Origin of the sequence: Gallintestinimicrobium propionicum (assembly GCF_025567525.1) — a bacterium.
GTDB lineage: Bacteria > Bacillota > Clostridia > Lachnospirales > Lachnospiraceae > Gallintestinimicrobium > Gallintestinimicrobium propionicum.
In genome coordinates, this window is the sequence record NZ_JAOQJY010000002.1 from 77208 (window position 1) to 103308 (window position 26101).

Annotated in this window: 20 protein-coding genes; 15 read left to right on the top strand and 5 right to left on the bottom strand. The window is 50.9% G+C overall.

The window, feature by feature from the left end; translation table 11 throughout:
• Positions 1 to 3: 3 nt before the first annotated feature.
• A complete protein-coding gene (locus tag OCV62_RS02445; protein WP_262584949.1) occupies positions 4 to 1404 on the bottom strand; it encodes an alanine/glycine:cation symporter family protein in 1401 nt (466 codons plus the stop codon).
• Positions 1405 to 1753: 349 nt separating this feature from the next.
• Between OCV62_RS02445 and rsmH the strand changes: the two genes are divergently transcribed.
• From rsmH to OCV62_RS02460, 3 genes are all read left to right on the top strand, one after another.
• Positions 1754 to 2812: a 16S rRNA (cytosine(1402)-N(4))-methyltransferase RsmH gene (gene rsmH, locus OCV62_RS02450; protein ID WP_118495838.1), complete on the top strand. Its 1059-nt coding sequence runs from the start codon at positions 1754 to 1756 to the stop codon at positions 2810 to 2812.
• A 16-nt stretch (positions 2813 to 2828) separates the two neighbouring features.
• Positions 2829 to 3260, top strand: a complete 432-nt coding sequence (locus OCV62_RS02455; RefSeq protein ID WP_330667196.1) for an SseB family protein — start codon at positions 2829 to 2831, stop codon at positions 3258 to 3260.
• Positions 3261 to 3372: 112 nt separating this feature from the next.
• On the top strand, positions 3373 to 3762 hold the full coding sequence (locus OCV62_RS02460) for a VOC family protein (protein WP_262584952.1): 390 nt from the start codon (positions 3373 to 3375) through the stop codon (positions 3760 to 3762).
• A gap of 62 nt (positions 3763 to 3824) precedes the next feature.
• Here the strand turns inward: OCV62_RS02460 and fliB are convergent, their stop codons facing one another.
• Positions 3825 to 5039: a flagellin lysine-N-methylase gene (gene fliB, locus OCV62_RS02465; protein WP_262584953.1), complete on the bottom strand. Its 1215-nt coding sequence runs from the start codon at positions 5037 to 5039 to the stop codon at positions 3825 to 3827.
• A gap of 142 nt (positions 5040 to 5181) precedes the next feature.
• Here fliB and OCV62_RS02470 point away from each other — a divergent pair, with 142 nt between their 5' ends.
• Both OCV62_RS02470 and OCV62_RS02475 read left to right on the top strand, forming a co-directional pair.
• On the top strand, positions 5182 to 6672 hold the full coding sequence (locus OCV62_RS02470; protein ID WP_262584954.1) for a class I SAM-dependent methyltransferase: 1491 nt from the start codon (positions 5182 to 5184) through the stop codon (positions 6670 to 6672).
• 29 nt (positions 6673 to 6701) lie between these two features.
• Positions 6702 to 7736, top strand: a complete 1035-nt coding sequence (locus OCV62_RS02475; RefSeq protein WP_262584956.1) for a glycosyltransferase family 2 protein — start codon at positions 6702 to 6704, stop codon at positions 7734 to 7736.
• A gap of 174 nt (positions 7737 to 7910) precedes the next feature.
• Here the strand turns inward: OCV62_RS02475 and pseG are convergent, their stop codons facing one another.
• From pseG to pseF, 3 genes are read right to left on the bottom strand one after another with little or no spacing between them, the layout of a single operon-like run.
• The gene (gene pseG / locus OCV62_RS02480; RefSeq protein ID WP_262584957.1) at positions 7911 to 8960 is read right to left on the bottom strand and encodes a UDP-2,4-diacetamido-2,4,6-trideoxy-beta-L-altropyranose hydrolase; all 1050 of its coding nucleotides are present in this window, start codon (positions 8958 to 8960) and stop codon (positions 7911 to 7913) included.
• The gene (pseI, locus tag OCV62_RS02485; RefSeq protein WP_262584958.1) at positions 8942 to 9991 is read right to left on the bottom strand and encodes a pseudaminic acid synthase; all 1050 of its coding nucleotides are present in this window, start codon (positions 9989 to 9991) and stop codon (positions 8942 to 8944) included. Before pseI ends, pseG begins: the two co-directional genes overlap by 19 nt.
• Before the next feature lie 4 nt (positions 9992 to 9995).
• Entirely contained in the window at positions 9996 to 10685 is a 690-nt protein-coding gene (gene pseF / locus OCV62_RS02490; protein ID WP_021916118.1) for a pseudaminic acid cytidylyltransferase, read from the bottom strand.
• Between the two features lie 444 nt (positions 10686 to 11129).
• On the opposite strand from pseF, the gene OCV62_RS02495 reads away from it, so the two are divergent.
• From OCV62_RS02495 to OCV62_RS02540, 10 genes are all read left to right on the top strand, one after another.
• On the top strand, positions 11130 to 12215 hold the full coding sequence (locus OCV62_RS02495; protein WP_262584959.1) for a glycosyltransferase family 52 protein: 1086 nt from the start codon (positions 11130 to 11132) through the stop codon (positions 12213 to 12215).
• A gap of 45 nt (positions 12216 to 12260) precedes the next feature.
• Complete coding sequence (locus tag OCV62_RS02500; protein ID WP_262584960.1) at positions 12261 to 14012, top strand: ABC transporter ATP-binding protein; 1752 nt, start codon at positions 12261 to 12263, stop codon at positions 14010 to 14012.
• A gap of 117 nt (positions 14013 to 14129) precedes the next feature.
• Entirely contained in the window at positions 14130 to 15245 is a 1116-nt protein-coding gene (locus tag OCV62_RS02505) for an acyltransferase (protein ID WP_262584962.1), read from the top strand.
• Between the two features lie 31 nt (positions 15246 to 15276).
• Positions 15277 to 16986, top strand: a complete 1710-nt coding sequence (locus OCV62_RS02510; protein WP_262584963.1) for a glycosyltransferase family 39 protein — start codon at positions 15277 to 15279, stop codon at positions 16984 to 16986.
• 70 nt (positions 16987 to 17056) lie between these two features.
• A complete protein-coding gene (gene rffA, locus OCV62_RS02515) occupies positions 17057 to 18223 on the top strand; it encodes a dTDP-4-amino-4,6-dideoxygalactose transaminase (RefSeq protein WP_262585075.1) in 1167 nt (388 codons plus the stop codon).
• Positions 18213 to 20111, top strand: a complete 1899-nt coding sequence (locus tag OCV62_RS02520) for a hypothetical protein (protein ID WP_262584964.1) — start codon at positions 18213 to 18215, stop codon at positions 20109 to 20111. Before rffA ends, OCV62_RS02520 begins: the two co-directional genes overlap by 11 nt.
• Positions 20098 to 20625: a GNAT family N-acetyltransferase gene (locus tag OCV62_RS02525; protein ID WP_021914968.1), complete on the top strand. Its 528-nt coding sequence runs from the start codon at positions 20098 to 20100 to the stop codon at positions 20623 to 20625. Before OCV62_RS02520 ends, OCV62_RS02525 begins: the two co-directional genes overlap by 14 nt.
• Before the next feature lie 130 nt (positions 20626 to 20755).
• Positions 20756 to 21709, top strand: a complete 954-nt coding sequence (locus OCV62_RS02530; protein WP_262584966.1) for a glycosyltransferase family 2 protein — start codon at positions 20756 to 20758, stop codon at positions 21707 to 21709.
• The gene (locus OCV62_RS02535; protein WP_262584967.1) at positions 21681 to 23552 is read left to right on the top strand and encodes a DUF6020 family protein; all 1872 of its coding nucleotides are present in this window, start codon (positions 21681 to 21683) and stop codon (positions 23550 to 23552) included. The genes OCV62_RS02530 and OCV62_RS02535 overlap by 29 nt, the downstream gene beginning before the upstream one ends.
• Entirely contained in the window at positions 23536 to 26091 is a 2556-nt protein-coding gene (locus OCV62_RS02540; RefSeq protein WP_262584968.1) for an O-antigen ligase family protein, read from the top strand. Before OCV62_RS02535 ends, OCV62_RS02540 begins: the two co-directional genes overlap by 17 nt.
• Positions 26092 to 26101: the final 10 nt, after the last annotated feature.

A 26101-nucleotide genomic window follows, 5' to 3' on the forward strand; every position in this document is an offset into this window, starting at 1 on the left:
GTGTTACAACGTGCCGCTCTTTTCCGCCTGATCGACATCGATCGCAAGCTTCTTGACCTGCCCGGAGAGAATAAGCAGGGCGATCAGGTTGGGAATCGCCATCAGACCGTTGAAGGTATCTGCAATATCCCAAAGCAGACCAAGGTTGATTGTTGCACCGATGATCGATACAAAGGAATAGGCTACAAGGAAGGGACGGACGAGCTTTTCTCCGCCTAAAAATTCGATACAGCGGGAACCGTATAAGCCCCAGCCGATGATTGTGCTGAATGCGAAGCAGCACATGGCAACTGCGGTGAAGATAGAAACCCAGCCCCCATAGGTTGCAGTAAAGCCGGAAATTGTCAGCTCTGCGCCGGCTGCCTGACCATAGACGATGTTGGGCGCACCGAGCAGAATGACAAGACCGGTAAGTGTACAGATCACGATCGTATCCATGAATACCTCAAAAATACCGAACATGCCCTGATGGACAGCATTGTTCGTATCTGCACAGGCGTGGGCGATGGAACCGGTACCAAGGCCGGCTTCATTGGAAAAAATACCGCGGGAGACGCCTTTTTTCATGCTTAAAAACATGCTTCCGATGATGCCGCCGGTGGCTGCCTGAGGGGTAAATGCACTTTTAAAAATCATGGCAAACACTGCAGGAACGCGGTTGATATGTAAAATAACAACGCCGATTGCAAGGATTACATATAAAGCTGCCATAAACGGAACGAGCTTTTCCGAAACCTGACCGATCCGCTGGATTCCGCCAAGCAACACCATGGCAACGAAAGCGGCAATGAAAATACCGAAGATCAGATTGGCACGTTCATCTACAGTGCCGTCGATGATATGTAGGTTGTGCAGTGCAGAATGAATAGAAGAAACAATGGTATTAACCTGGGTGGCGTTTCCTGTGCCGAACACAGTCAGGACGCCGAACAGGGCATAAAGAACCGCTAAAAAATGCCATTTTTTGGACAGACCATTTTTAATATAGTACATTGGACCGCCAACATATTCGCCATTTGCGTTCTTTTCCCGGAAATGGATTGCGAGCGTAACCTCGGAAAATTTGGTGCACATGCCGAGAAAAGCAGAGCACCACATCCAGAAAATTGCGCCAGGACCGCCGAGGGCAATTGCGCCCGCAACGCCTGCGATGTTGCCGGTACCGACCGTGCCTGCAAGCGCGGTACAGACCGCTTGGAACGGGCTCATGGAGCCGTCCTTTGCCTGTGTTTTGTCAAAAATTTTACCGATCGTGTTTTTCAGGGCAGCGCCGAATTTGCGCACCTGAATGAAACGGGTACGGACAGAAAGCAGAAGTCCTACGCCGATGATGCAGATCATTGCGGGGACGCCCCAGATAAATCCGTTGACCGTCTGATTGATTTTGATGATACTTTCTAACATAAAACCCTCATTTCTTCCCATTGATCCGGAATGGGCAGGAAGCTTCACTTGAATGCGTTACCGGACTGAAACGGGAAAGTCTTTTGCACCATTATGACATAAAATACAGGATTTGTACAAGTTTTTTATGGAATGGATAGGATTGGCGTGTGCAGACTGCAGCTCTTAAGTGTGACGGGGATGGGCTGTCATTTTCTATGGGTGATCGACAGGAAAAGCGCTTGTTTTTTGGGAAAAAAACGGCTAAAATTTGAAATGTCCTGACAGGCAGAGGTTTTTTTTGTGCTGCTTGGGGAGCTTGAGATAGAAGGGGCAATGGATGAACTTAGCAGGGAATAGGAGGATGCATTTGGAACAGGAAAATCAGGCGCAGCAGCATAAGCGCCGCGTTCGATATAAAGGAAAATACCCGAAGAAATTCGAGGAAAAATATAAGGAGCTGCAGCCGGAAAAATATCAGGATACAGTGCAGCATGTGATCCGTAAGGGAAATACGCCTGCCGGGATGCACATTTCGATTATGGTGAAGGAAATTCTGGATTTTTTGCAGATTCAGCCCGGGGAAACCGGCTTTGACGCGACGCTGGGCTACGGCGGGCACACAAAAGCGATGCTGGAATGTTTGCATGGTGAGGGGCACATGTATGCGACAGACGTAGACCCGGAGGAATCCGCCAAGACGAAAAAGCGTCTGGAGGAGCTGGGCTATGGGGAGGATATTCTTTCCATCCGGCTGCAGAATTTCTGCACGATCGACGAGATCGCGAAGGAGGTCGGCGGATTTGATTTCATTCTGGCGGATCTGGGAGTGTCTTCGATGCAGATCGATAATCCGAAGCGCGGCTTTTCCTTCAAAGTGGATGGTCCTCTGGATCTGCGATTGAATCAGGAAAAGGGCATCAGCGCGGCAGAACGGCTGGATACGATATCGCGAGAAGAGCTTGCCGGTATGCTGTATGAAAATTCGGACGAGCCATATTGCGAGGAACTTGCAAAGGCAATCACAGAAGAAATCCGCCGCGGCAACCGGATTGATACGACGACAAAGCTGCGCGGGGTGATCGAAAGGGCGTTGGACTTTTTGCCGGAAAAGGATAAGCAGGAGACGGTCAAAAAGACCTGTCAGCGGACGTTTCAGGCGCTGCGCATTGATGTCAACCACGAGTTTGAAGTGCTTTACGAGTTCATGGAAAAGCTGCCGGGCGCATTGAAACCGGGCGGGCGCGTTGCAATCCTGACGTTCCATTCCGGCGAGGACAGGCTCGTGAAGCAGGCACTGAAAGAGGGCTATCGGGAGGGCATCTATTCTGATTATGCCAAAGATGTCATCCGTCCTTCTGCGCAGGAATGTGCACAGAACGGACGCGCGCGTTCGACGAAAATGCGCTGGGCGGTGCGTGCAGAGTGAGGGGATGGAGATGATTATGGAAGAAAAAGACACCGAACTGCGGGACGAGGGGCTGCGGGGAAATGAAAAAATAGAGGAAGCCATCGCCGGGCTGCAGCAGGAGCCGACGCAGGAAATGCTGGCACATGCGCTGACGGTGGTGCGCCGCCGAATGAAAGAAAACGGACAGCTTATCGTTGCAGTGGAGCCTCCGGCTGGCGGCGGACAGCTTTTATTGCAGACCGTCAAAACGTCGGACAGCAAACTGTGGTGGGCTGCGTTTACCGGATTTGAGGAAGAGCTGCGCGGCAGCGACCGCGTGAAATCGACGTTTTTGGCGGATATGGGACAGCTGTTTGCAACCGCGCTGCAGGCAGACGGCGTGGAAGGGATCATTTTGAATCCCTGGAACCGGACGCTGATGCTGGAAAAAGAGCTGATCCGGATTATTTTGGGGCAGCAGGGGTAAAGCACTTGCGCGAAGCGGCAGACATTGGAAGAAAATGCTGGACTGGTGGATGCCGCAGCAGGAATTACAAAGGATAAGTCGCTGGATATGCGGCAGAAAGAGAGGAAACGAAATGATTACAGGTGTTCATCATGTATGTGTGAAATGCAGACCGGAGGATCTGGAAAAGGTTCAGAAGTTCTATGGGGAGCTTTTGGGGCTTCCGCTTGTCAGAAGCTGGGGTGAGCCGAACGTTGAGGGACTGATGTACGGTGCGGGAACGAGCCTGATTGAGATTTTCCCGAATGCGGAGGAAGATCTGCCGCACGGCGCAATCCGCCATTTCGCGCTGGCGACGGACGATGTGGACAGCATCGTGGAGACTGTGCGCAAGGCTGGCTATGCCGTGACGATGGAGCCGGTCGATATCGAAATTATGTCGAAGCCATCCCTTCCGGCACGGATCGCATTCATCATCGGACCGGTGGGAGAAGAAATCGAACTGTTCTGTGAAAAACAATAGAATGCACGCTCTGCGTGCATTCTATTGTACCGGCGGTGCTGCCGTCTGCCATCCGGCAGGTTCTAAAACCCCGCGAGCAGCGCAAAATAGCCCCAGTCCCAGAGCAGGGATTCGAAGCTGTTTTCCAGATATTCATAAATATCTTCTTCGTCATAGCCGGTCATACGGTTGATAATGACCAGCGCTTCCCGCACTTTTTCATAGAAAAATGTTTCCGGGCTGTCCTGCCAGATGAGGAACAGGCTCTGGCGCAGCGCGGCATACTGCAGCATCAGCCACTGCAGGCGCACGAGCATATGCCTTGTGGTGTCCTCAAAGGAAAGCAGCTCGGAATAGACCTCGTTTGCAAGGTAGCTGCGCATCAGAGGCTCGTATTGCGCGAAGGCAGTACGGAATGCCTGCCATTGCGCCGGGAGCTCTTCTTCTGTCTGTAAATGTGCCAAAAGGTTGGAAAGTGCGATGCCGGCGCGGCTGGCGATCTCCTCGTATGGTTTGGAGGGATCGGAGGTTTCGTCTTCCGGTTCCGTGAGCAATTCCGACAATGTTTCCGCCTGCTGTGTGAGTGGGGTAAGCCATTCCTGATAGAGCTGCTCTTTCTGATAGTTGACAGAAAGATCTAATAAAAGTTCGTTGCACTCCAAAATAGAGTCGATGCAGTCCGGCGAGAGGTCGTCCATGGCATCATAAAGCTGACAAAAGCTTTTTTCAGAAAAACAATCTGAAACAAAGTCTTTTGTCGGCTTTTTTTTTCGGTGGATTTCCTGTATCATATAAAAACAGGCGGAAAGAATCTGCTCCGGCAGCCGGTCGGTCTGCTGCAAAATGGCGTCGATGACTGCAGAACGGATGAAAAATGGTATGCTGTCAATATTCGGATGCGGAAAAGTAAGCGGCGTAGCATCCTGCGCTGCCCAGAGGTCAATCACAGCGGGACAGCAGGGCATGAGCGAAGCCTCTTCATGGTCGGCAAAGGAATGGGTTTCGCGGGGGAAAACCTGACACGTTTCGGAAATCGCATCCTCTCCGTGCTCGAGGACAAGACGGCAGAGCTTGTTTTTTTCGAGAAACGGACAGACATGGCGGCTGTTTAAAGCGATCACGTGTTGACCGTCCTGAACGTAGGTAAAGAGTTTCGAATCCACAGGCGGATTTAAGGATGCCCAGCGCTTCAGCGTATTGTCGTCGACAGAAATTTTCCATTCCTGGCAGCAGGTGATGGGGCATTTGTCCGCTGTACAGCGAAACTGCGCATAATAATCGGGGTATAATGTTTGCATAGGCGTATCTCCAAGTGTTAGTGGTGAAAATATTATACATGCACCTGTTGAAATTGAAAAGTCCCGGGAATATAATGAAGATCAAAGTTAGATAAGGCTAAGTATGCAGACGGCAGCGATATCTGTGCGCTGCAATGGGCCTATGGGAGATGAAAAGGCAATGAAAATCTATTCTTTTGGTGAGGAAACAAAGCCGGCAATTTTACTGCTGCCGGGGACATGCTGTCACTGGAAACGGAACTTCGGACATGTGATCCCTCTGCTGCAGGAGCACTTTTATGTGCTCTGCGCGTCCTATGACGGGTCCGACGAGACGGAGGATTCGACCTTCCCGAACATGTTGATTGAGACGGCAAAGCTGGAAAGCTATATCCAGAAAAATCTCGGCGGTCAGCTCTTTGCGGCATACGGCTGTTCTTTGGGCGGCTCCTTTGTGGGACTTATGGTGCAGCGCAAAAAAATCCATATCCGGCACGGAATCCTCGGAAGCTCCGATCTGGATCAGGGCAGCAGCTTTGGAACCTGGGCGATGGCAAAAGCGATGACGCCTCTTCTTGGAAAAATGCTTCGCAGCGGAAAGCTTCTAGTCTGGGCAAAAAAGAAAATGGAAGAAAAAGCCGGTGCCGAGTATGCGCAGGCAATGCTGCAGCTGTTCGGGTGCAGTGCCGCCACGCAGGAGCTGCCTTCCATGGCATTTGTGTCCAATACAAGCATTTTCAACCAGTTCTTTTCCGATATGGTGACGCCGCTGGAAGATGATATTTATGTGCCCGGAACGAAAATTCACTGTTTTTATGCCGTGAAGATGGGGGAGGAATACGAAAACCGCTACAGAAGACATTTTGTGGATCCGGATATCCGGTACCATGCGATGCAGCATGAAGAGCTTTTGGCATGCTACCCGGAACAGTGGGTAGAGGAAGTGTTGGCAAGCTGTCGTCTGGACGGCCGCGGAATGGAAGAAAATGATTTCGAAGAAAGACATTTCACAGAAGCAGAGCGCGCTCAGGCGGAAATTACCGAGTCCGGAAATCCGAGAAAGCCGGAGGGCGAGGATGGCAAAAAAATGCTGGAGCGCATGAATGAGAGCCATCACAATGTGACCGGCTGGGCGCTTTCCCTTTGGGAGATTCAGGGAAACGACAACATTCTGGATATCGGCTGCGGCGGCGGAGCTGCGCTGTCTAGGATGGCGGAGCATGTGACGGATGGACATTTGACGGGAATCGACTATTCACCGGTATCGGTGGAAACGTCCCGTGCAACAAATGCAGAATCGGTTGCGGCAGGCAAGATGGAAATTCTGGAAGGATCGGTGGAAAAGCTTCCCTTCGAGGCAGAGACCTTTGACAAAATCGTGACCGTGGAAAGCTTTTATTTCTGGCCGAACCCCCAGGAAAACTTAAAAGAGGTGCGCAGGGTATTAAAGACCGGCGGAACCTTTTTACTGGTTGCAGACATTTATGAAAAGCCCGGACTGCCCAGAGAGGTAAAAGATAATATCCGCAAATTCCACCTGTTCAACCCGACCATGGAGCAGTTTAAGAACCTGTTTCGGGAAGCCGGATTTGCAGAGACAAGGATTCACACAAAGGACGGCGAGGACTGGATTTGCGTAGAGGGAACCAAATAATAGAGTGCGCACAGAACGGAGAAAGCGATATGAAGCTGAGTATCATTGTGCCGGTTTATAACATGGCATCGGACGGAAAACTGAATTACTGCCTGGATTCGCTGGCGGCGCAGACGATTTCGGATTACGAGGTCATCACGGTGGATGATGCTTCTACGGACGAATCCTTTTCGATTCTGCTGGAGTATGAAAAAAAGTACCCAGGTAAATTCAAAGCTGTGCATTCGGAAGTCAACAAGCGACAGGGCGGCGCGAAAAATATCGGGCTGTCCCTTGCAAAAGGCGAGTGGATCGGATTTATTGACAGCGACGACTGGATTTTGCCCACGATGTACGAAAAGCTGATCGGACGTGCAGAGGAAACCGGTGCGGATATGGTGGGCTGTGATTACTGCCTGACGGATGAACACAGCATGAGAATCGGCAAACGTGTGGAAAACGGCAAAGCAGAGCAGAGCGGCGTGCTTGGCAATAAACAGTGTCGGTCATTGATTTTAGACAGCGGAAGCCTTGTTGTAAAGGTCTATCGCCGGGAAATTTTCATGGACAGCGGCATCCGCTTTCCGGAGCACATTTTTTACGAGGATAATGCGATCAGCGACGCGGTGCTTTTACAGGCACATCATTATGAATATATCCCGGAGGTCATGTATTTTTATTACCAGCATGAAGCGTCCACGGTGCATACCATCAGCAGGGAGCGCTGTGAAGACCGGATGGCGGCTGGACGGGGCATTCTGGAAAATGCGAAGAAATTCGGTTATCTTGAAACCTACCGACCGGAAATCTGCTTTGAATACACGATGCTGTTTTATGTCAATACGTTGTTTTCCTATATGGTCGGAAAGGGTCATAAATCGCTTTCTTTTATCCGGAAGATGGGAAACGAATTAAAAGAAGCGTTCCCGGATTTTGCGGACAATCCGTATTATCAGGAACGCGTCAATGCAGAGCAGAAAAAAATGATTGCCATGCAGCAGCGCTCCACAGCAGCGTTTGTATTGTACTATAAAGCACTCTGGACATGGCGTAATTTTCGAAAAAAGCATTTCGGGAAAAAATGATATGGAGCTGTGTGGCGGAATATAGGAAAAACGAACTTTCTAAATTTCCTTTCGGAAATTCAGAAGTAGCGCAAAAAAAGAGAGCCTCCCGGCTCTCTTTTTTGTTTCATAGGAAAATGCGTCCTATAAAATAAAAACGCTCCGCTTAGGATGCGCGATCGACCCGTCGCACACTCATTTTGCCAGAATTGCGTCCGCGATGCGGCGTGCGCCGGCGCCGTCGATCGCCATACGCATTCGGTCGGATTGTTTCTTTCGGGCGTCCGGATTTTTCAGAAGTGCAGTCAGCTTTTCCACTGCATCATCGTAGAAGATTTCGTTGTCACGGATGTCACCTGCCCATGGAATCAGGTTTGCGTCGTCAAAGGCTTTGACACCGGGAAGCTGATTATCCGCCATACTGAAGCTTACAGACGGGACGCCGACGGCACAGAGTTCATAAAGCGTCGTGCCGCCTGCGGAAAATGCGAGATCGCAGGTGGACATGAGTGCAGCCATATCGGAAACCTGTTCATGCAGGACAATGCGGCTGTCTTTTCCTGCCATGACGGCAAGCTCTGCGCGGTGGACATGCATGGGACCTGTCAGGACGTGGAAGGAAACATCCTTCCAGTCGTCCGATGCGCAGAGACGTTTTAACATACCGCCTGCGATATAGAAGGGATCGGTGCCGCCGGTGGAAAGAAAGAGGTCTTTTACCTGCTCCCAGAGATGGTAGGGCTGATCTGCAAACTGCTCCCGGAGGGGAGTGTAGGCGCATCCGGTCAGAACACAGTCCGCTTTGGTGTAAAAACTTTCATCAACACAGAAATCATAGTTGATCACGAGGGAAGCCGGGCAGTCGAATGCCTGCAGATCGTCCAGATAGGCAACTTTGCAGATCTGGCGCAGGATATCGAGATATTCCAGTGTTGCAAAATAAGAATCCACCAGCAGGCAGGCAACGTTGTGGGAAGAAAGGATTCCCTGCATGGTCTGGATTTCCCGATCGAGGCTTCTGTAATCGGTGCGCAGCTCCAGGATCGGAAAGCTGTGGTCAGCGATTTCGTCAGGAGAATACATTTTTTGCAAAATGGAAGCCGAGGTATCATCGGAGACGAGAAAAGCCACCGCTGCACCCCGTTTCTTCAGGGCACGGGCGATGGATAGACAGCGCATCAGATGTCCGGTCGCAATTGTTTCATTTCCGTCTGTGCGGATATAGACTAACGGATGAGATTCCATGACAGCGGCGTCCCCTTTCCGATCGGACAGGAAGCCTTCCTGCCGAGAATTTCCTCATAATACATTGTGTGCAGTCCGATGCCGGGGCGGATGCAGCGGATATTCTGCTCTGTGAAAACTTCGCCCTCTGCCATGTCCTGCGCGACGAAGATGGAACGGGAGCCTGCCCGTTCTTTTTCCTGCTTGGGAGTAAGGCGGTATTCGGAAGAGCCGAGTGCCTTTTCCAGAATACGGATCTGCGAAACCATTTCCTTAAATTCCTGGGGCTCCATGGAAAATGCGCCATCCGGACCGCCGTCGCTGCGTTTTAAGGTCAGGTGCTTTTCCACCATCCGCGCGCCGAGGGAAACGGCGCCTGCAGCGACAGCCCCGCCCATCGTGTGGTCGGAGAGGCCGGTCAGGCAGCCAAAGGTCTGAGACAGCGTCGGAATCATGCGCAGATTGACGTCCTCGTAGGGCGTCGGGTAAGCGGAAACGCATTTTAACAAAATTACGTCCTCATTGCCTTCTTCACGGCAGACGTTCATGGCGCGCTCGATGTCCTCGAGATGTGCGATGCCGGTGGCAAAGATGACGGGCTTGTGGAGCTTCGCCACCCGACGGATTAACGGAATATCATTTATCTCATAAGATGCAATTTTATAAGCGGGAGCGTCGAGCTCTTCGAGAAAATCGACGGCGGTTGCGTCAAAGGGGGAGGAAAAGCAGAGCAGTCCGCATTTTTTTGCCTCCTCCATCAGACCAGCATGCCATTCCCACGGCGTATAAGCCTGCTTGTAAAGGTCGTATTCTTTGATGCCGTCCCAGAGGCCGCCTTTATTGATAAAGCAGTCCGCGTCGCTGTCAACGGTCATGGTGTCTGCAGTGTAGGTCTGCAGCTTGATCGCGTCCGCGCCGGCTTCCTTTGCGGCGTGGATAATTTCAATCGCACGGTCGTAGTCCTGCAAATGGTTCGCAGACATTTCCGCAACGATAAAGACAGGGGCGTCTGCGGCGATTCTGCGCCCGCCCAGATAAATTTCCTGATTCATATTGTTATTCTTTCTCCATCATTTTCTGATATTTGACTTCTGCAATCGCCCAGTCCTCTTCGGTATCGATATCCTGAACCTCCAATTCGGGTAAAAGCAGGGGGACCATACCGGGAGTATCTGTTGTTCCTTCCCGGAAAAAAGCTTCCGTCCGGCAGGCATAGAACTGTCCGCAGTCGTGGTAAAGCGTTTCGAGATCCTGGCTGCGCGCGGTCGCATACTGGGGCCATTTGTAGCCGATGTGACCGTTTTCATCTACGGCGAGGCTGCGCAGAACCGGATACGGAAAAGTCGTTACCGGCATGACGGACTCGGCGTCCTTTAAAAGCTCCATCGCAGTGTAGAGTTTTTTGGGGGTAATAAACGGCGCGGTGGGGTAGATACAGCAGAATGTGTCAAACTCCCTGCCGGCAGCTCTGTAGCATTCGAGTACCTCGCGGATGACGTCGTCGGTAGAGGCGTAATCGTTTGCGGTCTGGGCGCTTCGAAGAAACGGGACGGACGCCCCGGCACCTTTTGCAAGTTCGGCGATTTCGGGATCATCTGTAGAAACCATCACCTCGTCAAAAATGCCCGCCTGAAAAGCGGCTTCGATGGAATATAAAAGAATCGGTTTTCCGAGAAACGGACGGATATTTTTACGCGGAATCCGCTTGCTGCCTCCGCGCGCTGTAATAATGGCAAGTGCTGACATGGCAAAACCTCCTGTTTCCTGTCAAAAATCGGATTGTGCAGTGTCTGGGGAAAAAGAAATTGTGTTACTGTTCACACGCGCCATTCGCAAAACCGCGTCTTCGACGCTCTCCGCTGCTTCGCAGCTCATTTTTGCTCATAAAGTGGCGCTCCCTTCGTACCGTTTGGGGCAGATTTTCATGCGAGCATGAAATCTGCCCCCAAACGGTACGAGTGAACTGTATCGCATCTTAAGTAGTATAACAATCCGGGGAATATTATTCAAGCACAGTTCACGCGGGATTCCCAGCACACCGGAGAAGATGCATTCCGCCGCTTTGAAGCGCATTGTCTTGCAATGGCAGACAAAAGTATGGTAGAATATAGCGACTATGCAATGGAGTCAACTGGTTTAACTGGGATGATTTCATCAGGTTTACCAGAAATTGCCGGAGAAAAAACGAAAATGAAAAAGAGAAAGCCAAAAGAGCGGATTTATGTCTGCCATACTTATTATCATGTATATGTTGCCTGTTTAAAGGAGCTGACGCTTCCAAGGGCAATGCGCGGAAAGGCGGATCTGGTGCTGAGCACGATGTCGAACGACTTTGGCAGCCTGAAGGAGCGTGCAGAAAAAAGCGGTCTGTTTGAAGCTGTTTTTATGTTCGAGGAAAAGGAAGAGCATGCGTTCCCGCAGCTGGCACGCTATCATGAGGATCATGGAAATCTGGTGTTTAACCTGTTTTCCAGAATGATTTTTACGAAATTATACGGAAAGCTGCAGCAGCCCTATGTGCCGGTGGATTTTAAAAAGTATCAGGACATCTATGTGTTCTGCGATTCCGATCCGATCGGATATTATCTGAATTATAAGAAAATCCGTTATCATGCGGTGGAGGACGGCCTGGATTGTATCTGCTATTACGATACCGCGCGCTATGACAACCGGGGGCATTTCGGACTGAAAGCCTTTCTTGCGGCGCATAACCTGATTTTTATCCAGAACGGATACAGTAAATATTGCGTGGATATGGAGGTCAACAATACGTCAATCCTGAAATATCCCTGCTCCAAATATATCGAACAGCCGCGGGAAGCGATGGTGCGCAGGCTGACGCAGGACGACAAAAATACGATTCTGCGGATTTTTATGGAGGATCTGGATACGCTGATGACGCAGCTTACGACCGGCGCGCATCATGAGCACAAGGTGCTGGTGCTAACGGAGCCATTATGCGAGCTGCCGGTGCGCGAGCAGATTTTCCGGGATATCGTAGCAAAATACGGAAAGGATGCGCAGGTGATTTTAAAACCGCATCCCAGAGATGTTTTAGACTATCATAAGCTGTTCCCGGACGATATTGTGCTGGATGGAAAGTTCCCGATGGAAATCCTGAATTTCATCGAGGGACTGGAATTCGACCAGGTAGTTTCCGTGTATACCGTGCCGGATTCGATTCATTTTGCAAAGGAAAAGGTTTTTCTGGGGGATGACTTTATGGATCTGTACGAAGATCCTCAAAAACACCGCTTTAATGAGCAGATTTTTTAAGAAGCAGTTTTGGAATAGGGCTGCAGGAACGAAAGGAACGCTTTCATGAAAAAAATTTACCGTAAAATGATGGTTCTGATGAACCGGAAGCAGAAGCTGAAAATGGTTCAGATTCTGTTTATGATGGTGATCGGTGCGGTTCTGGAAACCGTCAGCATCGGTCTTGTGGTACCGGCGATTCAGATGATTATGGACCCGAGCTGCGTGGAGGGCGACAGCGTCCTGGCGCAGATTTACCGATGGACAGGCTTTCAGAAACCGGGATATTTCACGACGCTGATTTTGGTGCTGATTATTCTGGGCTTTGTGTTAAAAAATGTTTTTCTGTATTTTCAGAATGTGGTGCAGCTGCGCTTTGTATACACGAACCAGTTTGAAACCTCTCAGCGCATGATGATCAATTTCATGAAGCGCCCCTATGAATATTATCTGAATGCGGATACCTCTGTCATCCAGCGTATGATCACGTCTGATGTCAATAACATGTACGGTCTGATCCTCGCGCTGCTGCAGCTGATGAGTGAAGTGATTATTTTCGTCCTGCTGGCGGTTACGCTGACCGCGATGGCTCCGCAGATGATCCTGACGGTAGCGGCACTTCTGATCGTGACGCTGCTTGTGATCAAGCAGTTTTTAAAGCCGATCATGCGTCAGGCGGGCATCGAGAACCAGGATTATTACAGCGGTCTGTACAAATGGATTGAAGAATCCGTTATGGGCATCAAGGAAATCAAAATTGCCAATAAAGAAAATTATTTCATCCGGGAATACGGTAAATGCGGTCACGGCTATGTGAGTGCAGTGCAGAAGTACAATATTTTTAACGCGACGCCTCGTCTGCTGATCGAGACGGTCTGCATGGCGGGACTGATCCTGTACCTGATTTTCATGATCCTGTCCGGCGAGGATGTCACCAGCATGGTGAGCCAGCTGGGTGCATTCGGCGTGGCTGCCATGCGGCTTCTGCCTTCTGCAAACCGGATCAACAACTATCTGACACAGATTTCCTATTTCGAGCCCTTTTTTATGGGCGTGTCCGACAATCTGCAGGAGGAAATCCACGACAAAAACGTGGTTTACGACGAAGCTGCCTATCGGAGAAGCAAGCTGGTGGATAAGCTGCCCCTACAGGATAAAATTGTACTGGATGATATTGTATACAAATATCCGAATTCCGATGTGCTGATCTTCGACCATGCGCATATGGAGATCCCTGCCGGAAAATCTGTCGGCATTGTGGGAACCTCCGGTGCGGGCAAGACAACGATTGTGGATATTATGCTGGGGCTGCTGTCGATTCAGGAGGGACATATCCTCGCAGACGGCGTGGAGGTTCGGGATCATTACGAATCCTGGCTGAAAAATATCGGCTACATTCCCCAGACGATTTTCATGATTGATTCCACCATCCGCAAAAATGTGGCATTCGGTTACGCGGATGAAGACATCGACGATGCAAAGGTCTGGGAGGCACTCAAAAAAGCCCGTCTGGATGAGTTTGTCCGCAGTCTTCCCGAAGGGCTGGATACCGGCATTGGCGAGCGCGGCATCCGGATTTCCGGCGGTCAGCGTCAGAGAATCGGAATTGCGAGAGCGCTGTTTGAAGATCCGGAGGTTCTCGTTTTGGATGAAGCGACCAGCGCACTGGATAACGATACAGAGGCTGCGATCATGGAATCCATCAACAGCCTGCATGGTCATAAGACATTGATTATTATTGCACATCGTTTGCAGACGATCGAAAAATGCGATATTGTTTACCGTGTAGAGCACGGGGAGATCGAACGGGAACGCTGATGCGCGACGAACAGGTCGATGCGGAAGCAAAACGTAGTCCCGGAGAGACGATTTACGCGGCGGGAGTACAGTGCTGCGCACTTTTGGAACACACCGCGCGCCCGGAAAGGAGGAGACATGGGAAAGCCCGGACGTCAGGCAAATTTTGAGCTGCTTCGGATCATCGCCATGTTCATGGTTGTGATCCTGCACTGGAACACGAACAGCGGATTGCTTTTGGATGTCGGAAGCCCTGTGACGGGCGCCGGGGTCTGGTCCCTTGTGACAGAATCAGTCTGCATTGTCGCAGTCAACGTTTATGTGCTGATCAGCGGATATTTTCTTTCCTCCTGTACCTTTTCCTTCCGGCGTGTGGCGCAGGTGCTGGTTCAGACGTTGTTTTATACGGTGCTGATTCCTCCGGTTCTGGCACTTGTCGGTGTCCTTTCGTGTTCGGAGGTTCTCAATCCCTACCACATCTGGAACAGTATTTTTCCGGTGCAGTCCGGACATTACTGGTTCGTGAGCGCTTATGTGGTGCTGTGCCTGTTGTCCCCATTTTTCAACGCAGGGCTGGAAACCCTTTCCCAAAAACGGATACAGCAGCTGCTGGCGGCGCTTTTGTTCTTTTTCTGCATCGGAAAATCCTTCAGTCCGCTGCAGTTTGCGTTGGATCGTTTCGGATATGACTTCGGATGGTTTGCAGTGCTGTACCTGACCGGCGGCTATTTGAAAAAATACGGGATGCCGCGTTTGAACAGCTTCCCCAAAAATATTGCGCTGTATGCAGGCTGCACGCTGGGGACATTTTTGCTGGAGCTTTTGCTGCTTCCTTTGGCAGGACGACTGGCGGGACTGACCTATTATGCGTCCGTTCCATTTCACTATAATGCACTGTTTGCCTATCTTGCGGCGGTGGGGCTGTTTGGCGCGTTTGCTGTCCTGAAGGTAAAAGAAGGGCGTTTTGCAGATATGGTGCGGTTCTGGAGCCCTGCGGTATTCGGGGTTTATCTGATTCATCAACAGACGGATATTGCACCGCGCTGGTTTGCGTGGGTCAACGCCCTGACCGGACGACTTGGGGATTTCTGGAACATCGTTCCGGGTGAGACGGGCGTAACTGCAGGACGGATGCTTCTTGTGCTTTGGATGCAGTCCGTCATCGTTTTTGTGGTCTGTATCGGAATCGAGCGGCTGCGGCTGTGTGTGTTCGATAGAATTGGAAAAAGCTGCGGCAGGTCTGCTGCAAAGTAGGGAAAGGTTTTTTTGGAGGAAAAAAGAGAACGTGAAAGAAAAAGCAAAACGATTGGGAACAATTTTGTTTCCGGTGATACTGTTTTTGTATCCGCTGTTAAAAATTACACAGGGAATCGAATTGACGGACACCTGTTATGGTCTGGTAAATTACCGCTTTTTCCCGCATGCGGGGCAGGAGTGGACGGTTGCGACCTATCTTGCAAATGTGCTCGGGGCGCTTTTGATGCGCCTGCCCTTTGGGGACAGCCTGGTGGGAATGCGTTTTTATACGGGACTTTTCGTCAGTGCCATGGCGCTTTTGGCGTATTTTTTCCTGAAAGGCAAAATGCCGTCCTGGATCGTGTTTCTGGGCGAATTCGCGGCAATCAGCCTGTGCTGGATTCCGACGACGAGCCTGTATAATTACCTGACGTTTTTCCTGTTTTTGTGCGGAACGGTGCTTTTATACCGCGGACTGATCTGGCAGAACCGCAAATGGATGGCGTTTGCTGGCGTGTGTCTGGGCGCTTCTGTGCTGACGCGCCTGCCTAACATCGTAGAATGTGCGCTGATTATCGCGGTATTTTATTATGGCATTTTGAAAAAGAAAAAAGTGGCGGAGATCTGGAAAGATGTCGCTGCCTGTGTGATCGGCTTTGTGGCGGCATTTCTTGTCGGTTTTCTTGCGATCAGCCTGCAGTTTAGGTTTGATGCATATCCGAAGATGCTTGTCGGGCTTGCCGGATATTCCGGAACGGATGAGACGTATTCATCCCTTTCTATGATTACTTCTGTTGTATCTGCTTATGTAGAAGCGTTTAAATGGGTGCTGATTTTGGGGATCGCAGCGCTTTTAGGTACGGTTTTATTTTTCCTTCTCCCCGGAAAATTCGAAAAAGGCAAGATGGTGCTGTATCTATGCATGCTTCCGGTGCTGCTGCGGTTTTTATGGGGACGCGGCATGTTCAACCTGCAGTACGCCTTTTACTGGAGCGTATTTGAGTGGTGTATGGTGCTTTTATATGTGGCAATCGGGCTGTGTATCTGGACCCTTGCCGATCCGCTGGTATTTCGAAGGGATAAGCTGTTGTCGTTGATGGTGCTTTTGGTCATTTTGATCACGCCGATCGGAAGCAACAATGAAACATATCCGAATATGAATAACCTGTTTTTGGTTGCTCCGGTGACCTTCTGGATGGGCTACCGGCTTTTGTTAAAGCTGCGCCGCCTGCCGTATAGCTTTGCGTGCCGGGCGATGCTGGTGTGCGTGGCGGTTGTTTTTCTGATACAGAGCACGGGCTTTGGCGTGCGTGCGGTTTTTCGGGACAGCATCGAGGGACAAAAGCGGGATACCCGGGTTGTAAACTGCAAAAAGCTTTCCGGTGCAAAAACGAATCGGGCAAATGCAGAGCAGCTGCAGGATGTTGTGGATTATTACGCAGAGCATGCGGATGAATTGGAGGAAAACAGCAGGCTTTTGACCTTTGGCGATGTGCCGGGCTTTTGCTGGCTGTTCGATCTGCCCTCGGCGCTGTCCCACGACTGGCCGGATATGAATACTTACCCGGCAGAGACGATGCGGACAGATTTGGAAGCGCTGTCCCAGGCGGGAGAAAAGCCGCTGGTGATCCTCTGTCCCGGAAAGGTGGACACAGAGGATGCACAGGAAGCGCAGAAATGGGAGCTGCTGCAGGAGTTCCTGGCGCAGAATGCCTATGAAATGAAGCTGGATAACGGAACCTATCAGATTTATGAATAAAAATGAAAGCAGCGCAGTGCGGTCGAGAAAACGGACTGCAAAACCGCTTTTGGGAAAGAAGGAATCAACCATGGAAGAAAAGAAGCTTCCCTTTACCGGACGGGAAAAAATCCGGTTCAATGTACCTCCGTTTACGGGACGGGAATACGAATATGTGCGCCAGGCAGTGGAAAATCAGAAGATCTGCGGAGACGGGGAATTTACCAAAAAGGCGAGTCACTGGTTTGAAGAAAAAACCGGAACGGCGAAGTGCCTGATGACGACTTCCTGTACCCATGCGACGGAGCTTGCCGCGATTCTGGCGGATATCAAACCGGGGGATGAAATTATTATGCCGTCTTACACATTTGTTTCCACGGCAAATGCGTTTGTGCTGCGGGGCGGCGTGCCTGTTTTTGTGGATATTCGTCCGGATACCATGAATATTGACGAAAAACAGATCGAAGCAGCGATCACCGAAAAGACGAAGGCCATCGTGCCGGTGCACTACGCCGGAGTAGCCTGCGAAATGGATACGATCATGGATATCGCAAAGCGTCACAACCTTCTTGTGATTGAGGATGCGGCGCAGGGCGTGATGGCTTCTTATAAAGGGAAAGCCCTCGGGAGCATCGGTGATTATGGCTGCTACAGCTTCCATGAAACAAAAAATTACAGCATGGGAGAGGGCGGCGCATTGCTGATCCGCGATCGGGAGCATGTGGAGCGTGCAGAGATCATCCGGGAAAAAGGTACTGACCGAAGCAAATATTTTCGCGGTCAGGTGGATAAATATCGCTGGCAGGAGTTTGGCTCCAGCTATTTACCGAGTGAGTTAAATGTGGCGTATCTGTATGCACAGCTGGAAATGGCAGATCAGATCAATGAGGCACGGTTGGCGCGCTGGAATGAGTACTATAAGCTGCTGACGCCACTTTCGCAGGCAGGCAAGATTGAGCTGCCGGTGGTTCCGGAGGGCTGCGTCCATAATGCCCACATGTTCTATATCAAGACGGCGGACGAACACGAACGCCAGGAGCTGATCAATTATTTGAAGGAACGGGATATTCTGGCGGTTTATCATTATGTGCCGCTGCATTCCGCGCCTGCAGGAATTAAATATGGACGCTTCAACGGAGAGGATGTCTACACGACAAAGGAAAGTGAGCGCCTGCTGCGCCTGCCGATGTACTATGGTCTGACGGCGGAAGAGACAGCATTTGTGGCGGATCAGGTGAAGGAGTTTTATGGCAGGTAAGCAGTTTTTGAAAAAACACGAAAATTGCATACTGTCGCTTGCGATGGCTCTGATCCTGGCGGGGATTTTAGCGGCGCGCTTTGACTTTTATTATGATTTGAATGACGATGTGCTGATAAAAGATATTTTGTCCGGCGTATATTCCGGTACGCCGGACGGACATACCATGCAGCTGTTGTATCCACTGGGAGCATTGCTTGCGCTGTTGTACCGGGGGCTTTCGATCCCGGTATTCGGCGCGTTTTTGCTTTTCTGCCAGTTTGGAAGTATCTGGGCGGTCGGATACAGGAGCACCGTGCTGGTGGACGAGGAGCGGGCAGCACGTGATGGCGCGCCTTTTGCACCAGGGATGTGCAGTGCAGCGTCTGCCACGCGTCTGGCAGAGCCTGCGGTATGCAGCGCATGGAATACTACTGCCAAGCGGCTGGGCGTAAAAGGGGTGCTTCTTCTTGCGGAAGCTCTGTTCTGGTTTGCAGCGATGGGCAGTCACCTTGTGTATCTGCAGTACACGGTCACGGCAGGGATGCTGGCGGGCGCGGCGATTTTTTGGGTTGTTACGGCGAAGGGCAAAGAACGCTTTTGGGCGCTTTTGCTTTATTGGCTTTCTTTCTGCCTGCGTCCGGAGATGGCGCTTTTGTGCCTGCCGCTTGCCGGAGCTGGCGGTCTTTGCATCTGGGGCAGGGAAAAACAGATTTTTTCCAAAGAAAGCCTGCGGCATTATCTTGGACTGTTTGCAGCGCTGGTAATTGGGATGGGTGTTTTTTACGGGCTTGACGTGCTTGCCTATTCCGATCCGAACTGGAAAGACTTCCGACAGTTTTTCGATGAGCGCACGATATTATATGATTACCATCTGGATTTCATTGAGCAATACGATGAAAACCGGGAAGCCTATGAAGAGACGGGTGTTTCCAGGACGCTGCAGGAGATGCTCAAAAACTATAACTTTGGGGCGGCGGATGAGATCGATACGCAGATGCTTTCTTCCCTGGCGGTGCAGGCGAAGAAAACAGACGCAAAAGAATCAGTGCTATCGCAGGTAAAAAAAGCAATTTGGCGGCTGGTACATGAAAACTGGTTGTCGAAAAGCGACCTGCCCTGGAACTTTGTCTGGCTGGCAGTTGTTTTTGCATGGTGTTCCTGCTGTTTACAGAAAGAAAAACGAAGATATTTCTGGCAGCCGGTTTTTGTGGTTTGTGTCGGCGGAATGCTGTGGAGCTATCTGCTGATGCAGGGACGGATGGTGGATCGCGTGACCCATCCGCTGTATCTGGCACAGATTTTGCTGGCGGCTGGGCTGTGGGGGACGGCAACGAGCACAGCCGCGCCCGGCATCAACACACGCAGCGCCGGACGTATTCACACTGTCATGACCGCTGCAGTCTGCGGTGTTATCCTGTTGCTTTGTATTCTCCGGGTTCCGGGCATGTGGCAGGGTGTGGCGCGGGAGCAGACACGCAGGGAAACGGTAAACCAGACAAGCGAGGACGTGTTTGCGTATTGCGAAAAACATGCTTCGACGCTGTTTTTAGAGGATGTGTATTCGACGGTGGCGTATTCGGAGAAGATTATGCTGGACCGCGATAAACCGTTCAATTATGATCTGTTGGGCGGCTGGCTGGTAAAAAGCCCACTGACGAAGCAGAAGCTGTCAGCGTTTGGATATGCTTCCATGGGAGAAGCGGCCAGAAGCAGTGAGAAGGTCTGTCTGCTGGCGGACGAGGGCACGGATATGTCCTGGCTGACAGAATATCTGGAGGAACGGGGAGAACCCGGAATGCTGCTGCGGATCGACTCTGCTGGAGAAGGGGTTGAGGTTTATCAGTTCCTTTCAGAAGAGCGCATAAACGAAATGTTTCGGGGAGAAGAGATTGATGCAGAAGATTGAGGGAAAGCAGATTTATCTGCGGCCGATCACGATGGAGGATACGGACCGGATTGTTTCGTGGCGGAATCAGGATCGCGTCCGGCATAATTTTATCTATCAGAAGCTTTTTACAAAAGAAAGCCATGAAAATTGGATGCACACCCAGGTGGAAACCGGCCATGTCGTACAGTTTATTATCTGTGAAAAAAATAACGATCGACCGGTAGGCAGCGTATATTTCCGGGACATCGACCACGACAATAAAAAAGCGGAATATGGAATTTTTATCGGAGAAGCGGACGCTGCGGGCAGAGGAATCGGATCGGAAACAGCCCGCCTTGCAGCAGATTACGCGCGGGATGTGCTAAAGCTCCACAAGCTGATGCTGCGCGTGTTCGCGGATAATGTCGGGGCAGTCAAAAGCTACCAAAATGCCGGATTTGTGCAGGAGGCATGCCTGAAGGATGAATTTTTGCAGAACGGCGTTTATCGGGATATGCTGCTGATGGCGATTTTGTTTGAGGAGAACAGATAAACAGCCGCATCTGCGGCAATACAGGAGGAAGATTGAAAAATAAAATTTTTCAATTACGAGATTTGTGTCTGCGTGTGCTTGACACAAACTCGGCATGCGCAAAAAGCGTGCGCAGGAATGAGAGGAAAGTATGAAGAAACAGTTAGTCAGCTTTGTAATCCCGTGCTACCGGTCAGCGGAAACGATCGGCAGTGTGGTGGACGAAATCGAAGCAGCGATGGGGGAGCTGGAGCGGTATGAGTATGAGATCATTCTGGTCAACGATTGCTCGCCGGACGATACCTTTGGAAAAATCCGCGAGCTGTGCGGCAAGGATAAACGGATCAAGGGGATAAATCTGGCGCGAAATTTTGGACAGCATGCGGCACTGATGGCGGGATTTCATCAGGTAAAGGGCGACATCCTGGTTTGTCTGGATGATGACGGTCAGACGCCTGCAAACGAAGTCGGCAAGCTTCTGGCTGCGCTGGAAAACGGCGCAGACGTTGCATATGCAAAATATGAGCACAAGCATCACAGCGCATTTCGGAATTTCGGAAGCAGGGTCAACGACTGGATGCTCTGCTTTATGCTGAATAAGCCAAAGGATCTGTTTATTTCCAGCTATTTTGCCGCAAGACGCTTTGTACTGGAAGAGATGCTGAAATATGAAAATGCGTTCCCTTATGTCATTGGACTGGTGCTTCGTGCAACCAGAAATATTGTCAACGTGACGGTAGAACATCGGGATCGAAGGGTCGGCGAATCCGGCTACACCTTTGGAAAGCTGTTGGCGCTGTGGTTTAACGGATTTACAGCGTTTTCAGAAAAGCCCCTCCGGATCGCAACGATGGCGGGTGTGGGCTGTGCCGGACTGGGATTTTTGTACGGAATTTATACGATTATTAAAAAACTGGTGCTTCCGGGTGTTCCGATTGGATTTTCAGCGCTGATGGCGTCGATCATGTTTATCGGCGGAATGCTGATGCTGATGCTGGGGCTGATCGGGGAATATGTCGGAAGAATGTACATCTGTCTCAATCATGCACCGCAGTTTGTGGTAAGGGAGATCGTTGGTGGAGAAGAAGAGGAAGCGGGAAATTAAATATCGCACGCTTATTTGCAGCGCAGCAGGGGCTTTTTTTTGCGGATTCAGTGCAAACTGGGGCAGTCAGCTGGATCGAAACGGAAACGTAGCAGTAACGGATTTGTACAGCTGGCTGATCCCATTTCTGACGGCCTGTGTGCTGACACCGGTGTTTTATCTGGTGGTAGAAAAGCTGACCGGCATAGAGGCGTCAGGCGATAGGTTGGTATCGCACAGCAACAAAAAAGCGCCGGATGCCGGGCAGCAACTGCAGCGGGGCTGGAAGAAGCTGTTCCAAAGTCCGATCCTCCGCTATGCCATCATCCTGTTCCTGTGCTGGCTGCCGGTATTCCTTGCGGTCTATCCAGGCTTTTTTGCCTATGATGCGACGGACGAGCTGCAGGAGGTGCTGACCGGACAGTATGTGACAAGACATCCCCTTTTACATGTACTGATGCTTGGAAAAACGGTAAGCGGCATTCAGAAGCTGACTGGCAGCTATAATAGCGGGATCGGCGTTTATGTGCTTGCACAAATGGCGATAATGGCGATGCTGCTTGGCTGGACCATACAGCAGCTTCGAACCAGGGCAGGACGAGTCTGCGGGCTGTTGTTCTACGGACTGTTCCCGGTTGTCCCGATGTATGTGCTGTGCACGAGCAAGGACACACCGTATACGGCAGGAATGCTGGCAGTGCTGGTACTGCTGTGCAGGATGCAGCGTGGCGGATGCAGCAGGAGGGGAGAAGCTGAAGTTGCTGCTGCGTACGCGGATGTGGTATCATCGACAGCCAGCGCCGCTCGGTCAAAAGCTGTAGCAGACGCCGAAATGCCCAAAGCCGGTCATTTTCCCTTAAACACCGCATCCCTTCCGGCACTCGCATTCGCCCTGCTGGTCATGGCAGTTTTCCGCAGCAATGGAGTGATCGTCCTTGTATTGTTTCTACCGATCCTGTTTTTTCTGGTACAGAAAAGCAGCCGGAAAAAGGCAGTGCTTTTGGCAGGCGTTGTTTTGGGGGCGTATGTTCTTTTACAGAGTGGCTTAAACATTGTCCTGAAGCCGGAGAGCACGAATGCGATGGAAAGCCTGACCGTGCCGATTCAGCAGCTTGCGCGGACGTGGAACTATAGCCCGGAGCTGTTTTTGGAGGAAGATCAGGAAACGCTGTTTGAAATTTTACCGGAGGAATCCCTGCAGCTGTATCAGCCGAAGCTTTCCGATCTGGTAAAGGCGGGATTTGTGACAGAAAGCTTTCAGAACGATCCGGGCAAATATTTAAAGCTTTGGCTGAAAATCGGGATAAAAGCACCGGCAACGTACTTAAACGCCTGGCTTTTGACCTCCTATGGCTTCTGGTATCCGGACGCGGATATTGATGTATACAATGGCACAAGATGCTACGAAAGCAGCTCTTATTTTTCCTGTGAAACGGAGGAACCCGGACGGCGGGATTCCAAACTGCCGTGGCTGGAGCATTGGTATGAAATCCTTTCCTGGACGGACACGGTGCACAAAATACCGGTCGTTTCCCTTCCCTTTTCACCGGGAGCGCTGTGCTGGTGCTATGTGCTCGGCGCCCTGTTTTTGATCGCGTCCGGAAACTGGAGGAAGGCGGCGGTATTTTCGCCGGTCTTCCTGAATCTGCTGACGGTGTTGTTAGGACCGACCTATCTGGTACGTTACGTCCTGATTTTCTGGTTCGCCCTGCCCCTTTACTTGTCAATCTGTGTCGGAGTGTGTTATACTTCTAAAGATAATGGAAAAAGTGGGAAATTCTGCGTAAAAGCAGAAAAACAGGCTGCCGGAAATCTGCCGGATGGTTCCCTTTTCGGAAAGGCTTTTCATGAATCGAAAGATTAAAGCATATCAGGCAATTATTTATATCGTTCTGTTTTATCTGGCGGCGGTTCTTTTTTTGCTGGGACCGGGAAAACTGTTGGAAAAAGACAGGCTTCTGGCGGGAGCAGAAAATCCGGTCGGAACTGTGGAAGTGCGGGAGGATCAGCAGGTTCAGCAGGTGCTGATTGCAGAAGGCGATTATCTGCGTTATCTGGAGCTGTATGTGACGTCTCCGGAATCTGCCGGGGAGTATTATCATCTGCTCCTTTACGATGAAAATAACGAAAGGCTGATCAACCGGGATTTTGAACTCAAAGCGGACGAAGTGCCCGGTTTTGTGCGGATTCCTCTGGGAATCGATACGACGAGGGGGACGGCTTATGTCTGGCAGCTGCAGGGTAAGTCGGAGCCGCTCGAGCTTTCTTATGAAAATACAGGGGAAACGGGCCTGACCTGTTTTGGCAGCTATTATGTCCTCGCAGACAGCACTTCGACCCAGATGGACACACAGAATATTGTCATGCGTCTGGTCTACACCGACAAGCCGTCCGCGGCAGTGATGACGATTTTAAAGACAATACTGTGCGTTGCAGCGGCAGCTTTTATCCTTGCTGCGGTATATCTGAGTCCGAAACAGCCAAAACTCAACAATAAAGTCACATGGCGCTTTGTCCACTGGGTGACAGCCGGACCTTTGATTACTGTGGGCACGGCGGTTTTGCTCTGGGAGGTCTATGGGCGCAGGGCATTTGGAGGCAAACCGGACGACCTGATCGTGTACGGACTTGGAATCGGTCTGTTTTTTGCATTTTCTGCCTGGGTGCTTTTTTCGCGGCGTGGCAGCAAATACCATCCACCGTTTGAAGAAATGCTGACAGAGCAGGGGATGGACTGGCTGCAGGCGGCGGCGTTTGCCGGTGTTTTGCTGGGCGGCATTCATTATATGAACGCGCTGTACCAAAATCAACAGAACCTCGCGTATCGGGAAGTGCTTTCGTGGGCGGCGTTTCTGATTCTGACGATGGTATCTCCTGCAGTTCTGTTTTCTAAAAAGGGCGGACGGCGGGCACTGATCGGCCTGATCGCCGGTGGAATCTGGTATGTAGTGCAGTCGCTGACGCAGAAGGAAGCCATGCAGACCAACGAGCTGCTTGGCAAACAGATTTTTCTGGAAGCGCTGATCGTCTTTTTCTTCGTTCTGATTCTGGCAGAGCTGGCAGCACGAATCCGCGCCAAAAAGCTGGTCGAGGGCAGTGTCAACCGCATTTATACGGCAGTGCTGTTTGGATTTATGGCGCTTTTGGTGATTTTCAGAAATACGCGCCTCTGGCCGATTTATCTGGCGGTCGTATTTGCACTTTACTATGTTTTTTATCTGGGCTGGAACAAAAAGAAACACCTGTTGAATAACTTCTGCAATGGCGTGATGTTAAACTTTGCACTGGCAGTCGTGTTCGCATTTGCGAGAAGACCGTTCCGTGCGTGGGTGTATTCGAGATATAATTTTGTTTTTCACACTGTAACGATTACAGCAACTTATCTGACGTTGGTGCTCTGCGTGCTGACGGTGCGGCTGTTCGTCAAACTGTCGGAGGGCATGCCCCAAAACAGCACGAAAAATGCCAAAGGGATGAAGCATAAGCCGCTCCGCAAAAAGGATGCGAAAAACAGCTGCCCCGCGGATTTGTGGGGAACGTTTTTGCTGTACGGAATCGCAGTTTCGCTGCTGTTTTTAACGCTGTCGAGAACCGGCTATCTGGCGGTGCTGGTAATGACCGCAGTGCTGCTGATTTTTGTGCCGGTGTTTGTATACAGACAGAAAATCCGGGAAATTTTCCGGGCGCTTGTCTATATGATTGTAGCGTTTGTGATCTGTCTGCCGATGACCTATTCCGGCATCCGGCTGCTTCCGGCACTCTATAACGATCCGTATCTGTATGAGATTGAGGATTCCGCATCCGCGATTCACAAGGACGATCCGAAGGATTCTGACGCCTATATGTCGGTTTCCTATTTCAAATATGTCATAGAAAATAAGCTCCTTTCGGATGCTTCCGAGCTGACGGAACAGACAGAACTTTTCTGCAATGCAGTGACCGGTAAGCCTTCTGTAAAAAATGACGTGCTGGTAGCGTCTGCGCAGGATGAGGCAGGCATGTCGGACGCAGAGGATTTTTCCAACGGACGTCTGGAAATTTTCCGGTCGTATATGGACAACTGGAATGCGACGGGACATACGGAAATGGGCGTTTTGCTGCCGGACGGCTCCATTAGCGTCCATGCCCATAACACCTATCTGCAGGTCATCCATGATCACGGACTGATCGTCGGCATTTACTTCCTGTGCTTCGGAGCCGGAAGCATCTGCCTGATGTTTGCATATGCGATTAAAAAGATTCGGGAGGACGCATATGCTGTACTGCCGCTGGCTGTCATGCTCGGCTTTTGCGTCGCGGGGCTGGTGGAATGGCTGTTCCATCCCTGCAATCCGCTCGGATTTTCCGCGATGGCGCTGCTTGCACCCCTGATGAGCTTTTCCCCCCGCAGACATGCCGCCTGACGGGATATCA

Excerpts from the sequence above, each read along its gene's own strand:
- OCV62_RS02495 (WP_262584959.1), top strand. The coding sequence starts at position 11,130 with ATGAAAAAGAGAAAGCCAAAAGAGCGGATTTATGTCTGCCATACTTAT.
- OCV62_RS02530 (WP_262584966.1), top strand. The coding sequence starts at position 20,756 with ATGAAGAAACAGTTAGTCAGCTTTGTAATCCCGTGCTACCGGTCAGCG.
- pseG (WP_262584957.1), bottom strand. The coding sequence starts at position 8,960 with ATGGAATCTCATCCGTTAGTCTATATCCGCACAGACGGAAATGAAACA.
- OCV62_RS02460 (WP_262584952.1), top strand. The coding sequence starts at position 3,373 with ATGATTACAGGTGTTCATCATGTATGTGTGAAATGCAGACCGGAGGAT.
- OCV62_RS02455 (WP_330667196.1), top strand. The coding sequence starts at position 2,829 with ATGGAAGAAAAAGACACCGAACTGCGGGACGAGGGGCTGCGGGGAAAT.
- OCV62_RS02445 (WP_262584949.1), bottom strand. The coding sequence starts at position 1,404 with ATGTTAGAAAGTATCATCAAAATCAATCAGACGGTCAACGGATTTATC.
- fliB (WP_262584953.1), bottom strand. The coding sequence starts at position 5,039 with ATGCAAACATTATACCCCGATTATTATGCGCAGTTTCGCTGTACAGCG.
- OCV62_RS02525 (WP_021914968.1), top strand. The coding sequence starts at position 20,098 with ATGCAGAAGATTGAGGGAAAGCAGATTTATCTGCGGCCGATCACGATG.
- OCV62_RS02475 (WP_262584956.1), top strand. The coding sequence starts at position 6,702 with ATGAAGCTGAGTATCATTGTGCCGGTTTATAACATGGCATCGGACGGA.
- rffA (WP_262585075.1), top strand. The coding sequence starts at position 17,057 with ATGGAAGAAAAGAAGCTTCCCTTTACCGGACGGGAAAAAATCCGGTTC.
- OCV62_RS02540 (WP_262584968.1), top strand. The coding sequence starts at position 23,536 with ATGAATCGAAAGATTAAAGCATATCAGGCAATTATTTATATCGTTCTG.
- OCV62_RS02470 (WP_262584954.1), top strand. The coding sequence starts at position 5,182 with ATGGGAGATGAAAAGGCAATGAAAATCTATTCTTTTGGTGAGGAAACA.
- OCV62_RS02520 (WP_262584964.1), top strand. The coding sequence starts at position 18,213 with ATGGCAGGTAAGCAGTTTTTGAAAAAACACGAAAATTGCATACTGTCG.
- OCV62_RS02500 (WP_262584960.1), top strand. The coding sequence starts at position 12,261 with ATGAAAAAAATTTACCGTAAAATGATGGTTCTGATGAACCGGAAGCAG.
- pseF (WP_021916118.1), bottom strand. The coding sequence starts at position 10,685 with ATGTCAGCACTTGCCATTATTACAGCGCGCGGAGGCAGCAAGCGGATT.
- pseI (WP_262584958.1), bottom strand. The coding sequence starts at position 9,991 with ATGAATCAGGAAATTTATCTGGGCGGGCGCAGAATCGCCGCAGACGCC.
- OCV62_RS02505 (WP_262584962.1), top strand. The coding sequence starts at position 14,130 with ATGGGAAAGCCCGGACGTCAGGCAAATTTTGAGCTGCTTCGGATCATC.